This is a genomic window from Xanthobacter lutulentifluminis (genome assembly GCF_043194675.2).
Classification (GTDB): Bacteria; Pseudomonadota; Alphaproteobacteria; order Rhizobiales; family Xanthobacteraceae; genus Xanthobacter.
Genome location: NZ_CM195525.1, coordinates 1,123,360 through 1,138,957 on the forward strand (window position 1 = coordinate 1,123,360; position 15,598 = coordinate 1,138,957).

Annotated in this window: 16 protein-coding genes; 4 read left to right on the forward strand and 12 right to left on the reverse strand. The window is 69.2% G+C overall.

Annotated elements, in window-relative coordinates; translation table 11 throughout:
- Position 1 precedes the first annotated feature (1 nt).
- Both V5F49_RS05125 and V5F49_RS05130 read right to left on the reverse strand, forming a co-directional pair.
- The gene (locus V5F49_RS05125) at positions 2 to 646 is read right to left on the reverse strand and encodes an amino acid ABC transporter permease (protein ID WP_394116165.1); all 645 of its coding nucleotides are present in this window, start codon (positions 644 to 646) and stop codon (positions 2 to 4) included.
- 8 nt (positions 647 to 654) lie between these two features.
- Positions 655 to 1,338: an amino acid ABC transporter permease gene (locus tag V5F49_RS05130; protein WP_394116164.1), complete on the reverse strand. Its 684-nt coding sequence runs from the start codon at positions 1,336 to 1,338 to the stop codon at positions 655 to 657.
- A 219-nt stretch (positions 1,339 to 1,557) separates the two neighbouring features.
- Here V5F49_RS05130 and V5F49_RS05135 point away from each other — a divergent pair, with 219 nt between their 5' ends.
- Positions 1,558 to 3,102: a D-arabinonate dehydratase gene (locus V5F49_RS05135; protein WP_394116163.1), complete on the forward strand. Its 1,545-nt coding sequence runs from the start codon at positions 1,558 to 1,560 to the stop codon at positions 3,100 to 3,102.
- Complete coding sequence (locus V5F49_RS05140; RefSeq protein WP_394116162.1) at positions 3,078 to 4,094, forward strand: GntR family transcriptional regulator; 1,017 nt, start codon at positions 3,078 to 3,080, stop codon at positions 4,092 to 4,094. Before V5F49_RS05135 ends, V5F49_RS05140 begins: the two co-directional genes overlap by 25 nt.
- Positions 4,095 to 4,168: 74 nt before the next feature.
- On the opposite strand, the gene V5F49_RS05145 is transcribed toward V5F49_RS05140, so the two are convergent.
- From V5F49_RS05145 to V5F49_RS05155, 3 genes are all read right to left on the reverse strand, one after another.
- Entirely contained in the window at positions 4,169 to 4,675 is a 507-nt protein-coding gene (locus tag V5F49_RS05145; protein WP_394116161.1) for a hypothetical protein, read from the reverse strand.
- A 24-nt stretch (positions 4,676 to 4,699) separates the two neighbouring features.
- Positions 4,700 to 5,494: an SDR family NAD(P)-dependent oxidoreductase gene (locus V5F49_RS05150; RefSeq protein WP_394116160.1), complete on the reverse strand. Its 795-nt coding sequence runs from the start codon at positions 5,492 to 5,494 to the stop codon at positions 4,700 to 4,702.
- 64 nt (positions 5,495 to 5,558) lie between these two features.
- Complete coding sequence (locus V5F49_RS05155) at positions 5,559 to 6,386, reverse strand: alpha/beta fold hydrolase (RefSeq protein ID WP_394116159.1); 828 nt, start codon at positions 6,384 to 6,386, stop codon at positions 5,559 to 5,561.
- A gap of 136 nt (positions 6,387 to 6,522) precedes the next feature.
- On the opposite strand from V5F49_RS05155, the gene V5F49_RS05160 reads away from it, so the two are divergent.
- Complete coding sequence (locus tag V5F49_RS05160; protein ID WP_394116158.1) at positions 6,523 to 7,509, forward strand: GlxA family transcriptional regulator; 987 nt, start codon at positions 6,523 to 6,525, stop codon at positions 7,507 to 7,509.
- A 4-nt stretch (positions 7,510 to 7,513) separates the two neighbouring features.
- Here V5F49_RS05160 and V5F49_RS05165 read toward each other — a convergent pair whose 3' ends face one another.
- Both V5F49_RS05165 and V5F49_RS05170 read right to left on the reverse strand, forming a co-directional pair.
- Positions 7,514 to 8,434 carry an SMP-30/gluconolactonase/LRE family protein gene (locus tag V5F49_RS05165; protein WP_394116157.1) on the reverse strand — a complete coding sequence of 307 codons (921 nt, stop codon included), beginning with the start codon at positions 8,432 to 8,434 and terminating at the stop codon, positions 7,514 to 7,516.
- Between the two features lie 99 nt (positions 8,435 to 8,533).
- Positions 8,534 to 10,111, reverse strand: coding sequence for an FAD-dependent monooxygenase (locus V5F49_RS05170; protein WP_394116156.1), 1,578 nt, complete (start codon positions 10,109 to 10,111; stop codon positions 8,534 to 8,536).
- Between the two features lie 144 nt (positions 10,112 to 10,255).
- On the opposite strand from V5F49_RS05170, the gene V5F49_RS05175 reads away from it, so the two are divergent.
- Positions 10,256 to 10,657 carry a MarR family winged helix-turn-helix transcriptional regulator gene (locus V5F49_RS05175; RefSeq protein WP_394116155.1) on the forward strand — a complete coding sequence of 134 codons (402 nt, stop codon included), beginning with the start codon at positions 10,256 to 10,258 and terminating at the stop codon, positions 10,655 to 10,657.
- 14 nt (positions 10,658 to 10,671) lie between these two features.
- Here V5F49_RS05175 and V5F49_RS05180 read toward each other — a convergent pair whose 3' ends face one another.
- From V5F49_RS05180 to V5F49_RS05200, 5 genes are all read right to left on the reverse strand, one after another.
- Positions 10,672 to 11,373, reverse strand: coding sequence for an ABC transporter ATP-binding protein (locus tag V5F49_RS05180; RefSeq protein ID WP_394116154.1), 702 nt, complete (start codon positions 11,371 to 11,373; stop codon positions 10,672 to 10,674).
- Complete coding sequence (locus V5F49_RS05185; RefSeq protein WP_394116153.1) at positions 11,360 to 12,160, reverse strand: ABC transporter ATP-binding protein; 801 nt, start codon at positions 12,158 to 12,160, stop codon at positions 11,360 to 11,362. Before V5F49_RS05185 ends, V5F49_RS05180 begins: the two co-directional genes overlap by 14 nt.
- The gene (locus tag V5F49_RS05190; protein ID WP_394116289.1) at positions 12,157 to 13,113 is read right to left on the reverse strand and encodes a branched-chain amino acid ABC transporter permease; all 957 of its coding nucleotides are present in this window, start codon (positions 13,111 to 13,113) and stop codon (positions 12,157 to 12,159) included. Before V5F49_RS05190 ends, V5F49_RS05185 begins: the two co-directional genes overlap by 4 nt.
- Before the next feature lie 2 nt (positions 13,114 to 13,115).
- The gene (locus tag V5F49_RS05195) at positions 13,116 to 13,988 is read right to left on the reverse strand and encodes a branched-chain amino acid ABC transporter permease (protein WP_394116152.1); all 873 of its coding nucleotides are present in this window, start codon (positions 13,986 to 13,988) and stop codon (positions 13,116 to 13,118) included.
- A gap of 206 nt (positions 13,989 to 14,194) precedes the next feature.
- Positions 14,195 to 15,328, reverse strand: a complete 1,134-nt coding sequence (locus tag V5F49_RS05200) for an ABC transporter substrate-binding protein (protein ID WP_394116151.1) — start codon at positions 15,326 to 15,328, stop codon at positions 14,195 to 14,197.
- Positions 15,329 to 15,598 lie beyond the last annotated feature (270 nt).

The following is a 15,598-nucleotide window of genomic DNA, read 5'->3' on the forward strand; positions in this document are numbered from 1 at the left end:
CTCAGCTGCGGTGGAGCCGGCGCTCGAACCGGCCGGCGAGCAGCGACATGGGGAAGCAGATGGCGAAGTAGATCACCGCCGCGATGGTGAAGACGGTGAAGGGCTTGAAGGTGGCATTGTTGATGACCTTCGCCGAATAGGTCAGGTCGAAGAAGTTAATCACCACCGAATAGGAGGTGTTCTTCACGATCTGCACCAGGAAGCCCACCGTCGGCGGCACGGCGATGCGCAGGGCCTGAGGCAGGATGACGAAGACGAAGCGCTGCGTTCCGGTGAGGGCGAGGCACTCGCCGGCCTCCCACTGCGTCTTCGGCACGGCGAGGATGCAGCCCTTCCAGATCTCGCCGAGATAGGCGCCGGAATAGAGCGTCATGGCGACGCCCGCGGCCACCAGCGCCGGCACGTCGAAGCCGCCGATGGAGATGCCGAAATAGACCACGAACATGATGACCGGCAGCGGAATGCCCTGCACCACCTGCACCAGCACGGCGGAAAGGAAGCGCAGGATGCGGCTGCGGGAGGAGCGGGCGAGCGCCACCGGCAGGCCCAGCAGCGTGCCGCCCACGAAGCCGAGCAGGGAGAGGACGATGGTCCAGCCCGCGCCGCGGAAGAGATAGGCGATCTGCTCGATGGTCAGGCCCAGCATGGCTTACCTCACAACGGCGTGCCGAGACGGCGCAGGCGGGGGAAGGAAACGTGCGCAACGCCCAGCAGGGTGAGGCGCAGAAGCGAGGCCATCGCCAGATAGATCACCGCGATGACGAGGTAGACCTCGAACCCGCGGAAGGTGAAGGACTGGATCATGTAGGCAACGCCGGTGAGCTCTTCCGCCGAAATCTGGGACATGATGGCAGTGGCGAGCATCATCAGCACGAACTGGCTGACAAGCGCGGGATAGACGCGCTCCACCGCCTGCGGCAGCTGCACCGACCACAGCACCTGCGCGGGGGTCAGCGCCAGGCAGTTGGCCGCCTCGATCTGCCCCTTGGCGATGGAGCGGAAGCCGGCGCGCATGATCTCGGCCGTGTAGGCGCCCACATTCACCACCAGCGCCAGCACCGCGGCCGGGAACGGATCGATCTTCGCGCCGAGAACCGCGAGACCGAAGAACAGCCAGAACACCTGGATGATGAGCGGCGTGTTGCGGATCGCCTCCACATAGATGGTCACGGCGCGCTGCACCGCCGGCGGCCCGTACAGCCGCCCGACCGCGCACAGGGTGCCGACCGCGAAGCCCGGCAGCACGGAGGCCGCCGTCATGCCGAGGGTGAGCCAGACGCCGTGAAGAAGATCCGGCCAATACTCGCTCAGAAATGAAAAGTCGAATTCATAGCCCACGGCCTGGAATCCGTTTCGTCTGGAATGAACAACTCCGCGCGCAATACGCGCAGAAACACATCAGACCGCAATCTGATTGCAGCCGGACGATGCTCAATGACCATGTCCGATAGGCATTGGCGTCTCCACGTCCCTGATAGACATTATTTTTTTCGTTTGACTAGACTATCCCTAACATGATTGATTGATGCACGCAATGATCATTTTTAGGGAACCGCCATGCTGACCAGCCCCGCCGCCTCGCCGCTCATACATCTGCATGCGTCGGACAATGTCGGGGTGGCACGCGCGCGCATCGCGGCGGGCACCGCCGTGGCCGCGGGTGGCGCCACCATCACGGCGCTGGCGGAGGTCCCGAGCGGGCACAAGATGGCCGTCGTCCCCATCACGGCCGGATCGAAGGTCCTGAAGTACGGCCAGACCATCGGCATCGCCACCGCCGACATCGCGCCCGGAGAGCATGTCCACCTGCACAACCTCGCCATGCAGGACAGCGACGCCGAGCACCATTTCGCGCAGGACGGACACCCCACCGAGCTGCTGCCGGAGGCGGAACGGCGCACCTTCGAGGGCTATGTGCGGCACGACGGACAGGTGGGCACGCGCAACTACATCGGCATCGTCACCTCGGTGAACTGCTCGGCCACCGTTGCGAAGGCGGTGGCGGACCATTTCAACCGCTCGGGCGAGCTTGCCGGCTTTCCCAACGTGGACGGCGTGGTCGCCCTCACCCACGGCACCGGCTGCGCCATCAACACCAGGACCGAGGGCTACGCCTATCTCACCCGCGTGCTCGGCGGCTATGCGAAGAACCCCAACTTCGCCGGCATCCTGATGATCGGCCTCGGCTGCGAGACCAACCAGATCGAGCCGATCGTGAAGCGCGAAGGACTTCATGAAGGTCAGCTCCTGCGCACCATGACCATCCAGGGCCTCGGCGGCACCCGCAAGACCATCGAGACCGCGAGCGCCATCATCCGCGAGATGCTGCCGGTCGCGAACGCAGCCCAGCGGACCGCCGTGCCGCTGACCGGCCTGAAGGTGGCGCTGCAGTGCGGCGGGTCGGACGGCTATTCGGGCATCTCCGCCAATCCGGCGCTGGGCCATGCGGCGGACCTCGTGGTGCGGCATGGCGGCACGGCGGTGCTCAGCGAGACGCCGGAGATCTACGGCGCCGAGCACCTGCTCACCCGCCGCGCCGTCTCCCCCGAGGTGGCGCAGAAGCTGATGGACCGCATCGCCTGGTGGCGCGACTATACCGAGCGCAACGGCGCGGAGCTGAACAACAATCCCTCCCACGGCAACAAGGCGGGCGGACTCACCACCATCCTCGAGAAATCCCTGGGGGCGGTGGCCAAGGGCGGCTCCATGCCGCTCGAAGCGGTCTATGAATATGCCGAGATCATCGACCGCACGGGCTTTGTGTTCATGGATACGCCCGGCTACGATCCGGTTGCGGTGACGGGCCAGGTGGCCGGTGGCTGCAACGTCGTCGTCTTCACCACGGGCCGCGGCTCGGTCTCCGGCTTCAAGCCGGCCCCGTGCATCAAGGTTGCCACCAACACCCAGATGTACCTGCACATGCACGAGGACATGGACATCAACTGCGGCGGCATCGTCACCGGGGAGGACACCATCGCCGCGGCCGGCGAGCGGATCTTCGAGAAGATCCTCGCGGTGGCCTCGGGCGCGCATACGGCGAGCGAGGATTTCGGCTTCGGCGACAACGAGTTCGTGCCATGGCAGATCGGCGCCGTCACCTGAGCGGGGCGCCCGCAGCCCCGCCGGTCGTGGACCGCACGCCGGCCTATGCGGTCATCGCCGGCCGGCTGCGCCGCTCCATCGCCGAGGGCACGCTGCCCGCCGGCATCGTGCTGCTGGAAGGCCCGCTTGCGGCCCTGTTCGGCTCGTCCCGCTCGCCGGTGAAGCAGGCGCTGACGGAGCTCGAGGCGGACGGCCTCCTCTCGCGCTTCGACGGCCGCGGCCTCATCGTCGGCCGCGACGCCGCGCCCCGCCGCGTGCCGGTCACCGCCGACATGCTGCAGGCCGGCGCCGAACCGGTGGAGGCCCGCAAGGCCGCCGCCTGGCAGGGGCTCTATTACGATTTCGAGCGCGAGATCATCCTGTCCTCGGTGTTCGGCCGCTTCCGCGTGAACGAGCTGGCCATCGCCCGGCATTTCGATGTTGGGCGCACGGTGGCGCGGGATCTTCTGATCCATGCGCGCGAGGTGGGCATCGTCTCCAAGGGCGAGAAGTCCCACTGGTGGACGGTGCCGCTGGACGAGGCCCGCTTCCGCGACCTCTACGAGCTGCGCATCCTCCTGGAGCCGGTCGCGCTCGACAGCGCCATCGGCCAGATCCCGGCGGCCCAGCTCGATGCCATCGAGGGGCGGCTGAAGGCGGCGGTCGCGCTCTACCCGCAGGTGCCGAGCGCCGACCTCGACGTGCTGGAGAACGATCTCCACATCGACTGCATCGGCTACGGCCGCAACCCGGAGATCTTCGAGGCGCTGCGCCGCACCCGCTGCATCCTGGTCTCGGGCAAGCACATCCAGACCGAGCTGAAGCCCCACGGCCTCGTGGACCCGTTCATGGACGAGCACCTCGATATCGTCCGCGCGGTGCGCAAGGGCCAGAACGCGGCCGCCCGGCGGGCTCTGGTGGCCCACCTGCAGGCCTCCAGCGACAAGGCCGCCCAGCGCCTCGCCGCGTTCCGCGCCACCCACAAGCCGGCGCCCCTCTCCTACATCGTCTAGGCCCGGACGCGGGGGACGCGAGCCGGCCCGGCGCGGGGCGGCGCCGGACCTGCCAGTTTCCCGCCCCCCGCATGTCAGCCGCGTGCCGCCTGGAGCGACGTGGGCCGCGACCGCGCCGCCGAGAGCCAGCCGAGCGCCACCGCCACCAGCAGCACGAGCACCTGTCCGGCGAGGAACGGCGGCTCGCTCTGGGTCGGCGCCAGCCGCTGCAGCGCCGGGATCTTCTGGAACGACTGGACCACCAGCACCACCAGGTTCAGGTAGAGCGCGAGGGTGGCGCTCACCACATAGGCGATGCCCGCCCACCGGCGCCGCGCCCGCACCGGCAGGACCGCGACGGCGATGGCCAGCAGCAGCAGCGAGACGACGCCGAACACGAATGCGGGCGTCACGCCGCTGAACGGGAACAGGAAGCCGGTGAGGCTGGTGAGCGCGGTGGTGACGAGGAAGGCGGCCTGCCAGCCGGCCCGCCAGCGCCCGGCGGCAAGGGCCGCCATGGCGACGAGGCCGGTGGCGATGCCGATCAGGCTGATCACCACGTGCAGGGTGATGAAAGCGTCAATGGAGAGGCCGGCGATCATGGGCGTGCTCCTTGAAAGGCCGGCTCAGGCGCGATAGCGCGCGGCGGGCTGGTTGAGGGACAGGTTGGGCCGCAGCCCATCGCGCGCGGCAAGGTATGCGCCATAGTCGCCGGTATCGGGCAGCGAGGGAATGGTGACGGCCTCGCCGAGGTCGAGCCCGGCGAAGGCGGCGTCCACCATGTCGTCCACGGTCATGACCATGGCCGCCGGCAGCCGCTCCATCGCCTCCTCGGTCCAGATGGCGGTGCGGGTGATGCCCGGCAGCACCGCCTGCACCCGCACGCCCTTCGGGCCGAGCTGGGCCTGCAACGCCTCCGAGAAGGCGAGCACGAAGGCCTTGGTGGCCGGATAGACCGCCGTGAAGGCGGCCGGCATCAGCGCCGTCACCGAGCTCATGTTGATGATGGTGCCGGCGCCCCGCTGCGCGAGCCGCGGCGCGATGGCCGCGGCAAGGCGCGTCACCGCGAGCACGTTGAGGGCGATCATCCCGGACAGGAGGGCGGGGTCGGTCTCCACGAAGGCGGCCTCGCCGGCGATGCCGGCGTTGTTGACGAGCCCGGTGATAGCCGCGTCCGAGGCCAGCCGCGCCTCGACGCGGGCAAGGTCGGCGGGGGCTGCGAGGTCGGCCGGCAGGGTCTCCACCTCCACCCCGTGGGCGGCGCGCAGCCCGGCGGCCAGCGCATCGAGCTTGTCGGCGCGGCGGGCGACGAGGACGAGGTTGTGCCCGCGCCGGGCGAGGCGGTCGGCATAGACGGCGCCGATGCCGTCGGAGGCGCCGGTGACGAGGAAGGTTTCGCGGGGAGAAGACTGGGTGGACATGGGGAGGCTCCGCAATTGGGGGGACGGCGGGGGCGGGCCGGGATGACCGGCCCGGGGCGCGGCTTCAGCCGTTGATGAAGGCGAGGAGATCGGCGTTGAACCGGTCCTGATGGGTCTGCGTCAGGCCATGGTCGGCGCCCCGGTAGACCTTCAGCTCGGCATGGGGCACCAGCTTCGCCGTCTCCAGCGCCGAGGCGCCGATCGGCACGATCTGGTCGTCGTCACCGTGCAGCACGAGGGTGGGCTTGTCGAAGCGCTTGAGGTCGGCGTGGAAGTCGCTTTCGGAGAAGGCGCGGATGGAGTCGAGCTGGCCTTTCAGGCCGCCCATCATGCCCTGCAGCCAGAAGCTCTCGCGGATGCCCTCGGAGATCTGCGCCCCTTCGCGGTTGTAGCCGTAGAAGGGAATGGTGAGATCCCTGAAGAACTGCGAGCGGTTGTCGTACGTGCCCTTGCGGATGGCGTCGAAGACCGCCAGCGGCAGGCCGCCGGGATTGGCCTCGGTCTTCAGCATCAGCGGCGGCACCGCGCCGATCAGGGCCAGTTTGGCGACGCGCGCCGTGCCGTGGCGGCCCACATAGCGCGTCACCTCGCCGCCGCCGGTGGAATGGCCCACGAGGATCGCATCCTTCAGGTTGAGCCCGTTGATCAGCTCGGCGAGGTCGTCGGCATACTGGTCCATGGTGTTGCCGGACCACACCTGGTCGGAACGACCGTGGCTGCGCCGGTCATGGGCGATGGTGCGAAAGCCCTCGTTGGCGAAGAACACCATCTGCGCGTCCCAGGCATCGGCGGAGAGCGGCCAGCCGTGGGAGAAGACGATGGGCTGCCCATCCTTCGGGCCCCAGTCCTTGTAGAAGATGCGGGCGCCGTCGGCGGTGGTGATCGTGGCCATTTCCGTAATCCTTGCCGTGTGTTGAGGCGTTTCGTCGGAACGTCGCGTTCCATGGGTTGAAGGATTACGCCCGGCGACCGATCATCGGGATTGGCAGAACCGACATTGAGCGCGCCAAAACCGTCAGGAGCAGCAGATGAAGGTCGGAACCGCGGAACCAAAAGCCGAAGTGGGCATGGTCCTCTATCCGGGATGCCAGTCGGCAATGGTGCATGGCATGACCGACCTGCTGGACATCGCCGGCCAGTTCTCGCTGAAGCATGGCGGTCCGGTGCTGCGCGTCAGCCACTGGCAGCCGGGCGCGGACGGCGCTTGGGGCCGCGCGTTCGACACCCATCCGCAGCTCGCCCGCCCGATGGAGCCGGCGGTGCTGGTGGTGCCCGGCCGGCTCACCGGCCCCATGGAGGCGGAAGAGGCGGCGCCGTGCGCGCGCTGGCTCTTGGACCGCCACGCCCAGGGCACGACGCTGGCGGCCAGCTGTGGCGGCGTGTTCGCCCTCGCCGCCACCGGCCTCCTCTCGGGGCGGCCGGCGACCACCCACTGGCTGTTCGCCGACGCCTTCCGCGCGCGTTTCCCGGAGGTGCGGCTCGACATCGACCGCATGGTGATCGAGGACGGCGACATCGTGACCGCCGGCGGCCTGATGGCCTGGACCGATCTCGGCCTGCGGCTGGTGGACCGGCTGCTTGGCCCCACCGTGATGGCGGACACCGGCAGCTTCATGCTGATCGACGCGCCCGGCCGGGAGCAGCGCTATTATTCCCGCTTCTCGCCCAATCTCACCCATGGCGACGAGGCGATCCTGAAGGTGCAGCACTGGCTTCAGGCACGCGAGGCGAAGGCGGTGAGCGTGGTGGACATGGCGAAGGTGATCGCCATGGAGGAGCGCACGTTCCAGCGCCGCTTCAAGGCCGCCACCGGCATGAAGCCGACCGAGTACGCCCAGCACCTGCGCATCGGCAAGGCGCGCGAGCTGCTGGAATTCACCCGCCGCACGGTGGAGCAGATCGCATGGTCGGTCGGCTACGAGGACGCCGGCGCCTTCCGCAAGCTGTTCCACCGCATCGTCGGCCTCTCCCCCGGCGATTATCGCACCCGCTTCGCCATCGCCGCCGCTGCGTGAGGGCTCAGCCCGGCGCGCCTATGCGCACCGCGCCCCGGGTGTTCACGTAGAGCGCATAAAGCGACGTCTGGGCGGTGATGAACAGGCGGTTGCGCTTGGCGCCGCCGAAGCACAGGTTGGAAACGCGCTCCGGCATGGGAAGCACGCCCAGCAGCGCGCCGTCCGGCGCATAGCAATGGATGGCGCGGAACGCGGAGGTCCACACGTTGCCGTCCACGTCGCAGCGCAGGCCGTCGAAGAAGCCTTCCTCCAGCCGCGCGAACAGGCGGGGATTGGCGAGGCTTCCGCCGCCGCGCACATCATAGGCGAAGATCGCGTGGGGTCGGTCCGGCTCGTGGCTGGCGCCGGTGTCGCTGACATAGAGGATGGTCTCGTCGGGCGAGAAGGCGAGGCCGTTGGGCTGCACGCAGTCCGTCACCACGGCCGCAAGCACGCCCGTGCGCGGATCGAGGCGGTAGACGCATTGCCGGCCGAGCTCGGAGGGCGCGGCATCGCCCTCATAGTCGCTGTCGATGCCGTAGGTCGGATCGCTGAACCAGATGGTGCCGTCCGATTTCACCACGATGTCGTTGGGCGAGTTCAGCCGCCGGCCCTCGAAGCGGGCGGCAAGCTCGACGATTGCGCCGTCATGGTCGGTGCGGGTAATGCGGCGGGTGCGGTGCTCGCAGGTGACGAGACGGCCCTCCGTGTCCACCGTATTGCCGTTGCTGTTCTGTGACGGCGCGCGGAAGACGGAGACCGCCCCGTTGGTCTCGTCGTAGCGGAGCATGCGGTCGTTGGGGATGTCCGAGAAGACGAGGTAGCGGCCGGCCGGAAAATAGGCCGGTCCCTCCACCCAGCGCGCGCCCGTCCACGGACGCTCCAGCTGCGCCGAGGCGATGAACAGGCCGCGGAAACGCGGATCGCGGACCTCGAACTCGCTCATGTCGGATCCTTCGCGGCCGGACCGCATCCATCGCCGATCGAGGGGGCGGCGCTGCCCTCCCTGCGGTTTGCTGCGGCGGAAAGAACCTCGCCCCGGCGCTCAGGAGCCGCCGGTGGCGAGGCGGGCAGCATAGGCGGCCAGCGCCTCGGCGTGCTGCGCGTCGGCGCGCAGGCCCACATAGCCGTCGGGCCGCACCACGAACAGCGTCGCGCCGGTGACGCCCAATTGCTCCGGCGCCTCCGGGGCGATGCCCGCATGCCCCTCGGCGCCCGGCCCGTGGGGGGAGAGGGTGAAGCTCGCGTCCACGAGCACGCCGGCCGCGCCCGCCGCCACCGTACGGTGGAGCGTGGTCAGCGCCTCCGGCGGCACTGCCGCGGCGCCCACCAGAATGGCGGTGTGCCCGCTCCGGTTGGCGAGCGCGCCGATGGGGTGGGGCACCCCTTCGGCCGGCTGAACCTCCATGCCGTGGGGCCACAGCCGGCCGGCGGCCAGCATGTCGTTGGCAGCGCCCATGACGATGGGCGAGGCGGAATAGTCGATGTCGAGCTCGGCCTCGGCCACGGCCTCGTGGTGGCGCGTGTCTGGACTGGCGAAGATGCCGCGGATGAACGCGTCGCGCGCACGGCGCTGCTCCGGATCGGTCAGCAGCTGGGCGCGGTCGGCCTCGTCGCCGGATGCGACGACCTTCTGCGCCACCGGCCGGCGCTCCGCCTCGTAGCTGTCGAGGAGCGCCTCGGCATGGCCGCCCTGCGCCACCAGCGCCAGCTTCCAGCCGAGGTTGAAGGCATCCTGCAGGCCGCTGTTCATGCCGTGGCCCTGCACCGGGCTGCAGGTGTGGGCCGCATCGCCCGCCAGCAGCAGGCGGCCAGCGCGGTATTTCTGCGCCACGCGGGTGTAGCACTGGAACCGGACGGGGTTGGCCACCGCCTCGAACGAGGCCTCCGGCAGGTAGAGCGCGAGGGTCGCGGCGGCGTCCGCCACGATGTCGGAATTCTCGCCCGTGGGCCGCAGATAGATGCGCCAGCGCTCCCCCGGCAATGCGGTGAGAATGACCGGTGTGTCCTCGAGATAGGCGTAGTTGCCTTCATGCGAATAGGGCCATCCGCCCACGGCCGCATCGAACACCGCCCACGGCTCCTCGATGGGGTGGCCGTCCTGCTCGATGCCGGCGATCTGGCGGACGGTGCTCCGGTGGCCGTCGCAGCCCACCACCCAGCGGGCGCGGACCTGCCGCTCCTCTCCGCCGGTCTCCACGGTGGCGATGACGCCGTCGCCCTGCTCCTCCAGCCCCACCAGCCGGGTGGAGCGCGTGACCGCGCCGCCGAGCCCCTCCAGATAGGTGGTGAGGATGGCCTCCGTCACCTCTTCGGAGACGCCGAGGTTGAAGGGATAGCGGCTGCCGCTGAGGGACAGGTCGATCTCGCCGAGCGCGACGCCGTCGGAATGGATGCGGCACAGGCGCTGGCGCACGCCCGCGTCCAGCAGGGGCCCGGCGATGCCGAGGGCGTCAAAGATCTCGATGGAACGGGGATGGACCACCGTCGCCCGGTCCCACGCAAGGGGGCCGTCATGGGCGTCGATCAGCAGGGTGTCCACCCCACGACGCTGCAGCTCGGCGGCCAGCAGCAATCCCGTCGGGCCCGCCCCGACGACGAGCACACTCACCTCGGCGACCATGGCGCTCCCCCGGAAAGATGCGCCATCATGCTGGAAAGCGGGCCAAGCTCAAGAGGCCGTCGCGGCCCACGCGGTGGATCTCCGGCCAGACCCGGAAAGGCCACCATGTGGACAGGGACGGGGAACGGGCATATACACGCAGGCATGTCCGCCGCCTGCTACTGCACCCTTCTGCGCAAGGCGACGCGCCGGCTCAGCGGCGTGTACGACGAGGCGCTCGCGCCGCTGGGCATCAACATCGCCCAGTATGCGCTGCTGCGCATGGTCGCGGCGCGCGGCTCCCTCAGCCTGACCGAGCTTGGACGAATCGCCGAGCTCGACCGCTCCACCATCGGCCGCAACGTGCGGGTGCTGGAGCGCATGGAGCTGATGCGGACCGGGCGCAGCGCGGACGACCATCGCGAATCCATGATCACCCTCACCGCCCCCGGCAGCGACCTGCTGGCGCGGGCCCGGCCGGTGTGGGACGCATGCCAGGCCCGCATCGAGGCCCGCCTCGGGCCGCAGAAGGTGGAGGCGCTCGGCGCCATCCTCGCCGCGCTCTGAGCGCGCCATCGCGCTCAGATGCCCAGATAAGCCTCGCGGATGCGCGGATCGGCGATCAGCTCCTGCGCGCTGCCGCCCATGGTGATGCGGCCGGTCTCCATCACATAGCCGCGGTCCGCCACCGAGAGCGCGCCGAAGGCGTTCTGCTCCACCAGCAGCACGGTCACATCCAGCGCCTTCAGTCCCTTCACCACCTCGAAGATCTGCGCCACCAGGATGGGCGCGAGCCCCATGGAGGGCTCGTCCAGAAGCAGGCAGGCGGGCCGGCCCATGAGCGCGCGGGCAATCGCCAGCATCTGCTGCTGGCCGCCGGAAAGGCCGCCCGCCAGCTGATTGCGCTTCTCCTTCAGCACCGGGAACATGGCGAAGGCATCCGCCATGTCGCGCTCCACCCGGTCGTCGGCGAAGATGAAGGCGCCGAGCCTCAGGTTCTCCTCCACGCTGAGGTTGGTGAAGATCTGCCGCCCCTCCGGCGATTGCGCGAGCCCGCGCTGCACCCGGCGATAGGCCGGCACGGCGGCGAGCGCCTCGCCGCGGAAGGTGATGGCGCCGCCCGACACCGGCTGCACGCCGGAAAGGCAGCGCAGCAGCGTCGTCTTGCCGGCGCCGTTCGCCCCGACCACGGTGACGATCTCGCCCGAGCCGACGAACAGGTCCACCCCGTGCAGCACCTCGATGCGGCCGTAGCGCGAGCGTAGCCCCTCAACCGTGAGCATGGGCGCCCTCCGTGGCGGCGGTGCCGAGATAGGCCTCGATCACCTTGGGGTTGCGGCTGACGGTGGCGGGATCACCCTCGGCGATCTTCTCGCCGTGGTCCAGCACCACGATGGTGTTGGACAGGCGCATGACCAGCTTCATGTCGTGCTCCACCAGGAGGATGGCGACGCCGGTCTGCGCCACCTCGCAGATGAGGTGGTCGATCTCCTCGGTCTCCACCGCGTTGCAGCCGGCCGCCGGCTCGTCGAGCAGCAGCACGCGCGGGCTCGCGGCCAGCGCGCGGGCGATCTCCAGCCGCTTCAGCGCGCCATAGGAGAGCGCCCCGGCCTCGCGCTCCGCCGCGCGGGAGAGGCCCACCCGCTCCAGCAGCGCCCGCGCGCCCTCCTCCGACGCCCGCGAGCGGCGGCGCGAGCCGGGAAGGCCCAGGAGATCGGCCAGCACCGGGCCGCGCTCGTGCAGGTGGAAGCCGACGATCACGTTCTCCAGCACGGTCATCTGCTGGAAGATCTGCAGGTTCTGGAAGGTGCGCGACAGGCCGCGGACGGCGAGCAGGTCCGGCCGCATGCCGGTCACGTCCTCCCCGTCCAGCCGCACGGTGCCGGAGCCGGGCAAATAGACGCCCGAGATCATGTTGAACAGGGTGGTCTTGCCGGCGCCGTTGGGGCCGATGACCGAGACGATCTCCCCGGCCTTCAGGCCGAACGACACATCCCGCACCGCCTTGAGGCCGCCGAACGCGATGCCGAGGCCATCCACCTCGAGGAGGCGTGCTTGCGACAGGTTCATTCCCCCCTCCCCCGCACCAGGCGCCGCGCGCTCGGCAGGAGCCCGTCCGGCAGGAAGATCATCACCAGCATCATCACCAGGCCGAGCACCACGTGCTCGTAGTCCTGCAGCACGGTCAGCACCTGCGGCAGCAAAGTGAGGAGCGCGGCGCCGAAGATGGCGCCCAGCACCGAGCCCGCCCCGCCCAGCACCGCCATGGTGACGAGCTCGATGGAGTGCATGTAGCCCGCCACGTCCGGCGTGATGAGCCGGTTCTGCAACGCCAGCAGCGAGCCGGAGACCGAGGCGTAGACCGCGGAGATGACGAAGGCGTTCAGCTTCGCCCGGGCCACGTCCACGCCCACGGTCCGCGCCGCCACCTCCGAGCCGTGCAGCGCCCGCAGCGCCCGCCCGGTAGGACTGTCGTTGAGGTTGAGCGCGAGCCACGCGCCGATGAGCAGGAACAGGCCGGTGAAGGCGTACCAGAACTGCGGGTTGGTCAGCTCCAGGCCCAGGCCGGCGAGCAGCGCCCGGACTCCGGGGTCGGGCACCTTGATGCCGTCCGGCCCGCCGGTGACGTGCCCCTCGTTGGAGAGCACCATGGCCACCAGCACGCCGAAGCCGAGGCTCGCCACCGCCAGATAATAGCCCTTCAGGCGCAGGATCGGCCGGCCGACGGCCCAGGCGATGACGCCGGAGAGCACCGCGCCCAGCACCACGGCCAGCGCCGGCGGCACGCCGAAATGCACCGGCATGAGCGCGCAGGCATAGCCGCCGATGCCCACGAACCCGGCATGGCCGAGGCTGATCTGGCCCGCATAGCCGGTGAGGATGACGATGCCCACCACCGCAAGGGCGTTCACGAACACCAGCGACCCGACGCGGTAATAATAGTTGGACGGGAAGAAGAACGGGCTGGCCACCATGAGGACCGCCAGCACGAGGAGCGTGGATTGCTTCGCCGAGAGCCGCATGGTCACACGCGCTCCGTCGGATTGCTGCCGTAGAGGCCGCGGGGGAAGGCGAACAGCACGGCGAGGATGACGAAGAAGGCCACCGCATCCTTGTAGTGGGAGGAGATGTAGCCCGCCGTCAGCGCTTCCATCAGCCCCAGCAGCAGCCCGCCCGCGAGCGCGCCCTTGGGGTTGCCCATGCCGCCCAGCATGGCCGCGGCGAACCCCTTGAGGGCGAGGGCGATGCCCGCCTCGAAGCTGGTGGGCGTGATGGGGGTGATGAGCACGCCCGCCAGCGCGCCGATGCCGGCGGACAAGGCGAAGGACAGCGTCATCACGAACTTCGTGTTGATGCCCACCAGCTGCGCGGCCAGCCGGTTGTTGGAGGTGGCGAGCACCGCCCGCCCGGTGAGGGTGCGGGTGAAGAACAGCCACAGGCCGATGAAGATCACCACGGCGCCCGCCACCACCCACAGGCTCTGCGGCAGCACGGTGGCGCCGAGCAGGTGGAGCGGCGTCTCGCCGGAGAAGGACGGCAGGCGGTGAAGCCCCTTGCCGAACACGATCTGCGTCACCCCGCGGATGAAGATGGAGGCGCCGATGGTGATGATGATGAGCGACACCACCGGCGCGCCGCGCGCCGGCTCGATGGCGAAGGCGTTCAGCGCCACGCCGATGGCCGCGGTGATGACGATGGCGATCAGGGCCGCGAGCGGCAAAGGCAGCCCCGCCGCGACGCCCGCCACCGAGATCATGCCGCCCAGCATGACGAACTCGCCCTGGGCGAAGTTCACCACGTCGGAGGCGTTGTAGATGATGGTGAAGCCGAGGGCGACGAGCGCGTAGACCGCGCCAACCGTGAACCCGGACACCAGGAACTGCAGGAGATCAGACATGCTTGGCTCCGTCCCCGCGGGCGGCTGAGGCGGCACGCCCCGCCGGCCGGGGCGACACCGTCCGTGGCTGTGTGGAAGGCTTCGCCCGTCTTCCGGCCCATGCGAGCCGCCGCGGGCTTGGGCGCCGGCCCCGGGCGCGGGCGCCTTCGAGGCGTCCGCGGACCGGGGCGGGCGCGCGGCCGGGAGACCCCGGCCGGCTGAGGGGGCTACTTCACCAGCGTCCAGCCGCCGTTGCTGATCTCGAGGATCCGGAAGGCGGACAGGTCGAGACCGAGGTGGTCGGTCTTGGAGTAATTGTAGGTGCCGGTGGTGCCGACCAGGCCGGTGGTGCCCTCGATGGCGTCGCGGATGGCGGCGGGCTTGGCGGAGGGAGCCTTCGCCAGCGCCTCCATCAGGATGCGCATGGCATCATGGGCATAGCCGCCGAAGGTAGAGACCGGGGCGCCCGCCGCCTTCTCGAAGCTGGCCTTGTAGGCCAGCACCACCGGCTTCTGCGGGTCCTTGGGATCCAGCAGCTCGCCGACCAGCAGGGCCGTTCCCGGCACGCGCACGCCCTCGGCGTTCTTGGCGCCGGCGAGCTCGATGAAGGCGTTGGTGGCCACGCCGTGCGACTGGTACAGCGGAATGGACAGGCCGAGCTGGACGTAGTTGCGCGTGATGGTGGCCGGGCCCTGGCCGAAGCCGGAATTCAGGATGGCCTGGATGCCCGGCTTGCTGCGGATGTTGGTCAGCTGCGGGGTCATGTCCGCATCCTTCGGGCCGTAGGTCTCGTCGGCGACGATCTCGATGCCGGACGACTTGGCCACCGCCAGGCACTGGTTGCGCATGGACGCGCCGAACCCGTCGGTGCCTGAGATGAGGCCGACCTTGGTGAGGCCGCGGCTCTTCATGTCCTCGAAGATCTTCAGGCACGCCATGCGGTCGGTGTGCGGGGTCTTGAAGGTGAAGGGCTTCACCGGATCGATGATCTCGATGGCGCCGGCGAGCGAGATGAAGGGCACCTTGCTGTCCTCGGCCACGGCCAGGATGGCCATGGAGGTGCCGGTGGTGGTGCCGCCCACCATGGCGACCACGCCGTCGTCCTCCACGAGGCGGGTGGCGAAGGTCTTGGCCTTGGAGGGATCGCCGCCGTCGTCATAGAGGACGAGCCTGGCCTTCTCGCCCTTGATGCCGCCCTTGGCGTTCAGCTCGTCCACCAGCATGCGGATGGTCTTGGCTTCCGGATCGCCGAGCGCGGAGGCCGGGCCGGTTTCCGAAATGATGGCGCCGATCTTGATCTCGGCACTGGCGGCGGTGGTCATCAAGGCCAGCGCGAGCACGCCCGTCACGATCTTCTTCATGTGTCCTCCCCAGGCACGGTGGTGACGCTTCCGAGCTGCCAGGCCGTGCGGTTCGCGGGGGAGCCTGCGGATGGAAAGCGAGGGGGCGTCACGCTTATCCGATCTTTTTTCGTCAGATCGTTCGATCTTTTTAATTCAGATCGAGAGGCATTTCCACCAAAATCTGGAGCTGCTCCAGAGGCACGTCGGATCTGATTTTAATGCGTTTATTCTGCTACTTAGGCGCACTTTTCCCAGCGGAACGCCGAAGGTCAGGCCGAAATTTTTCGC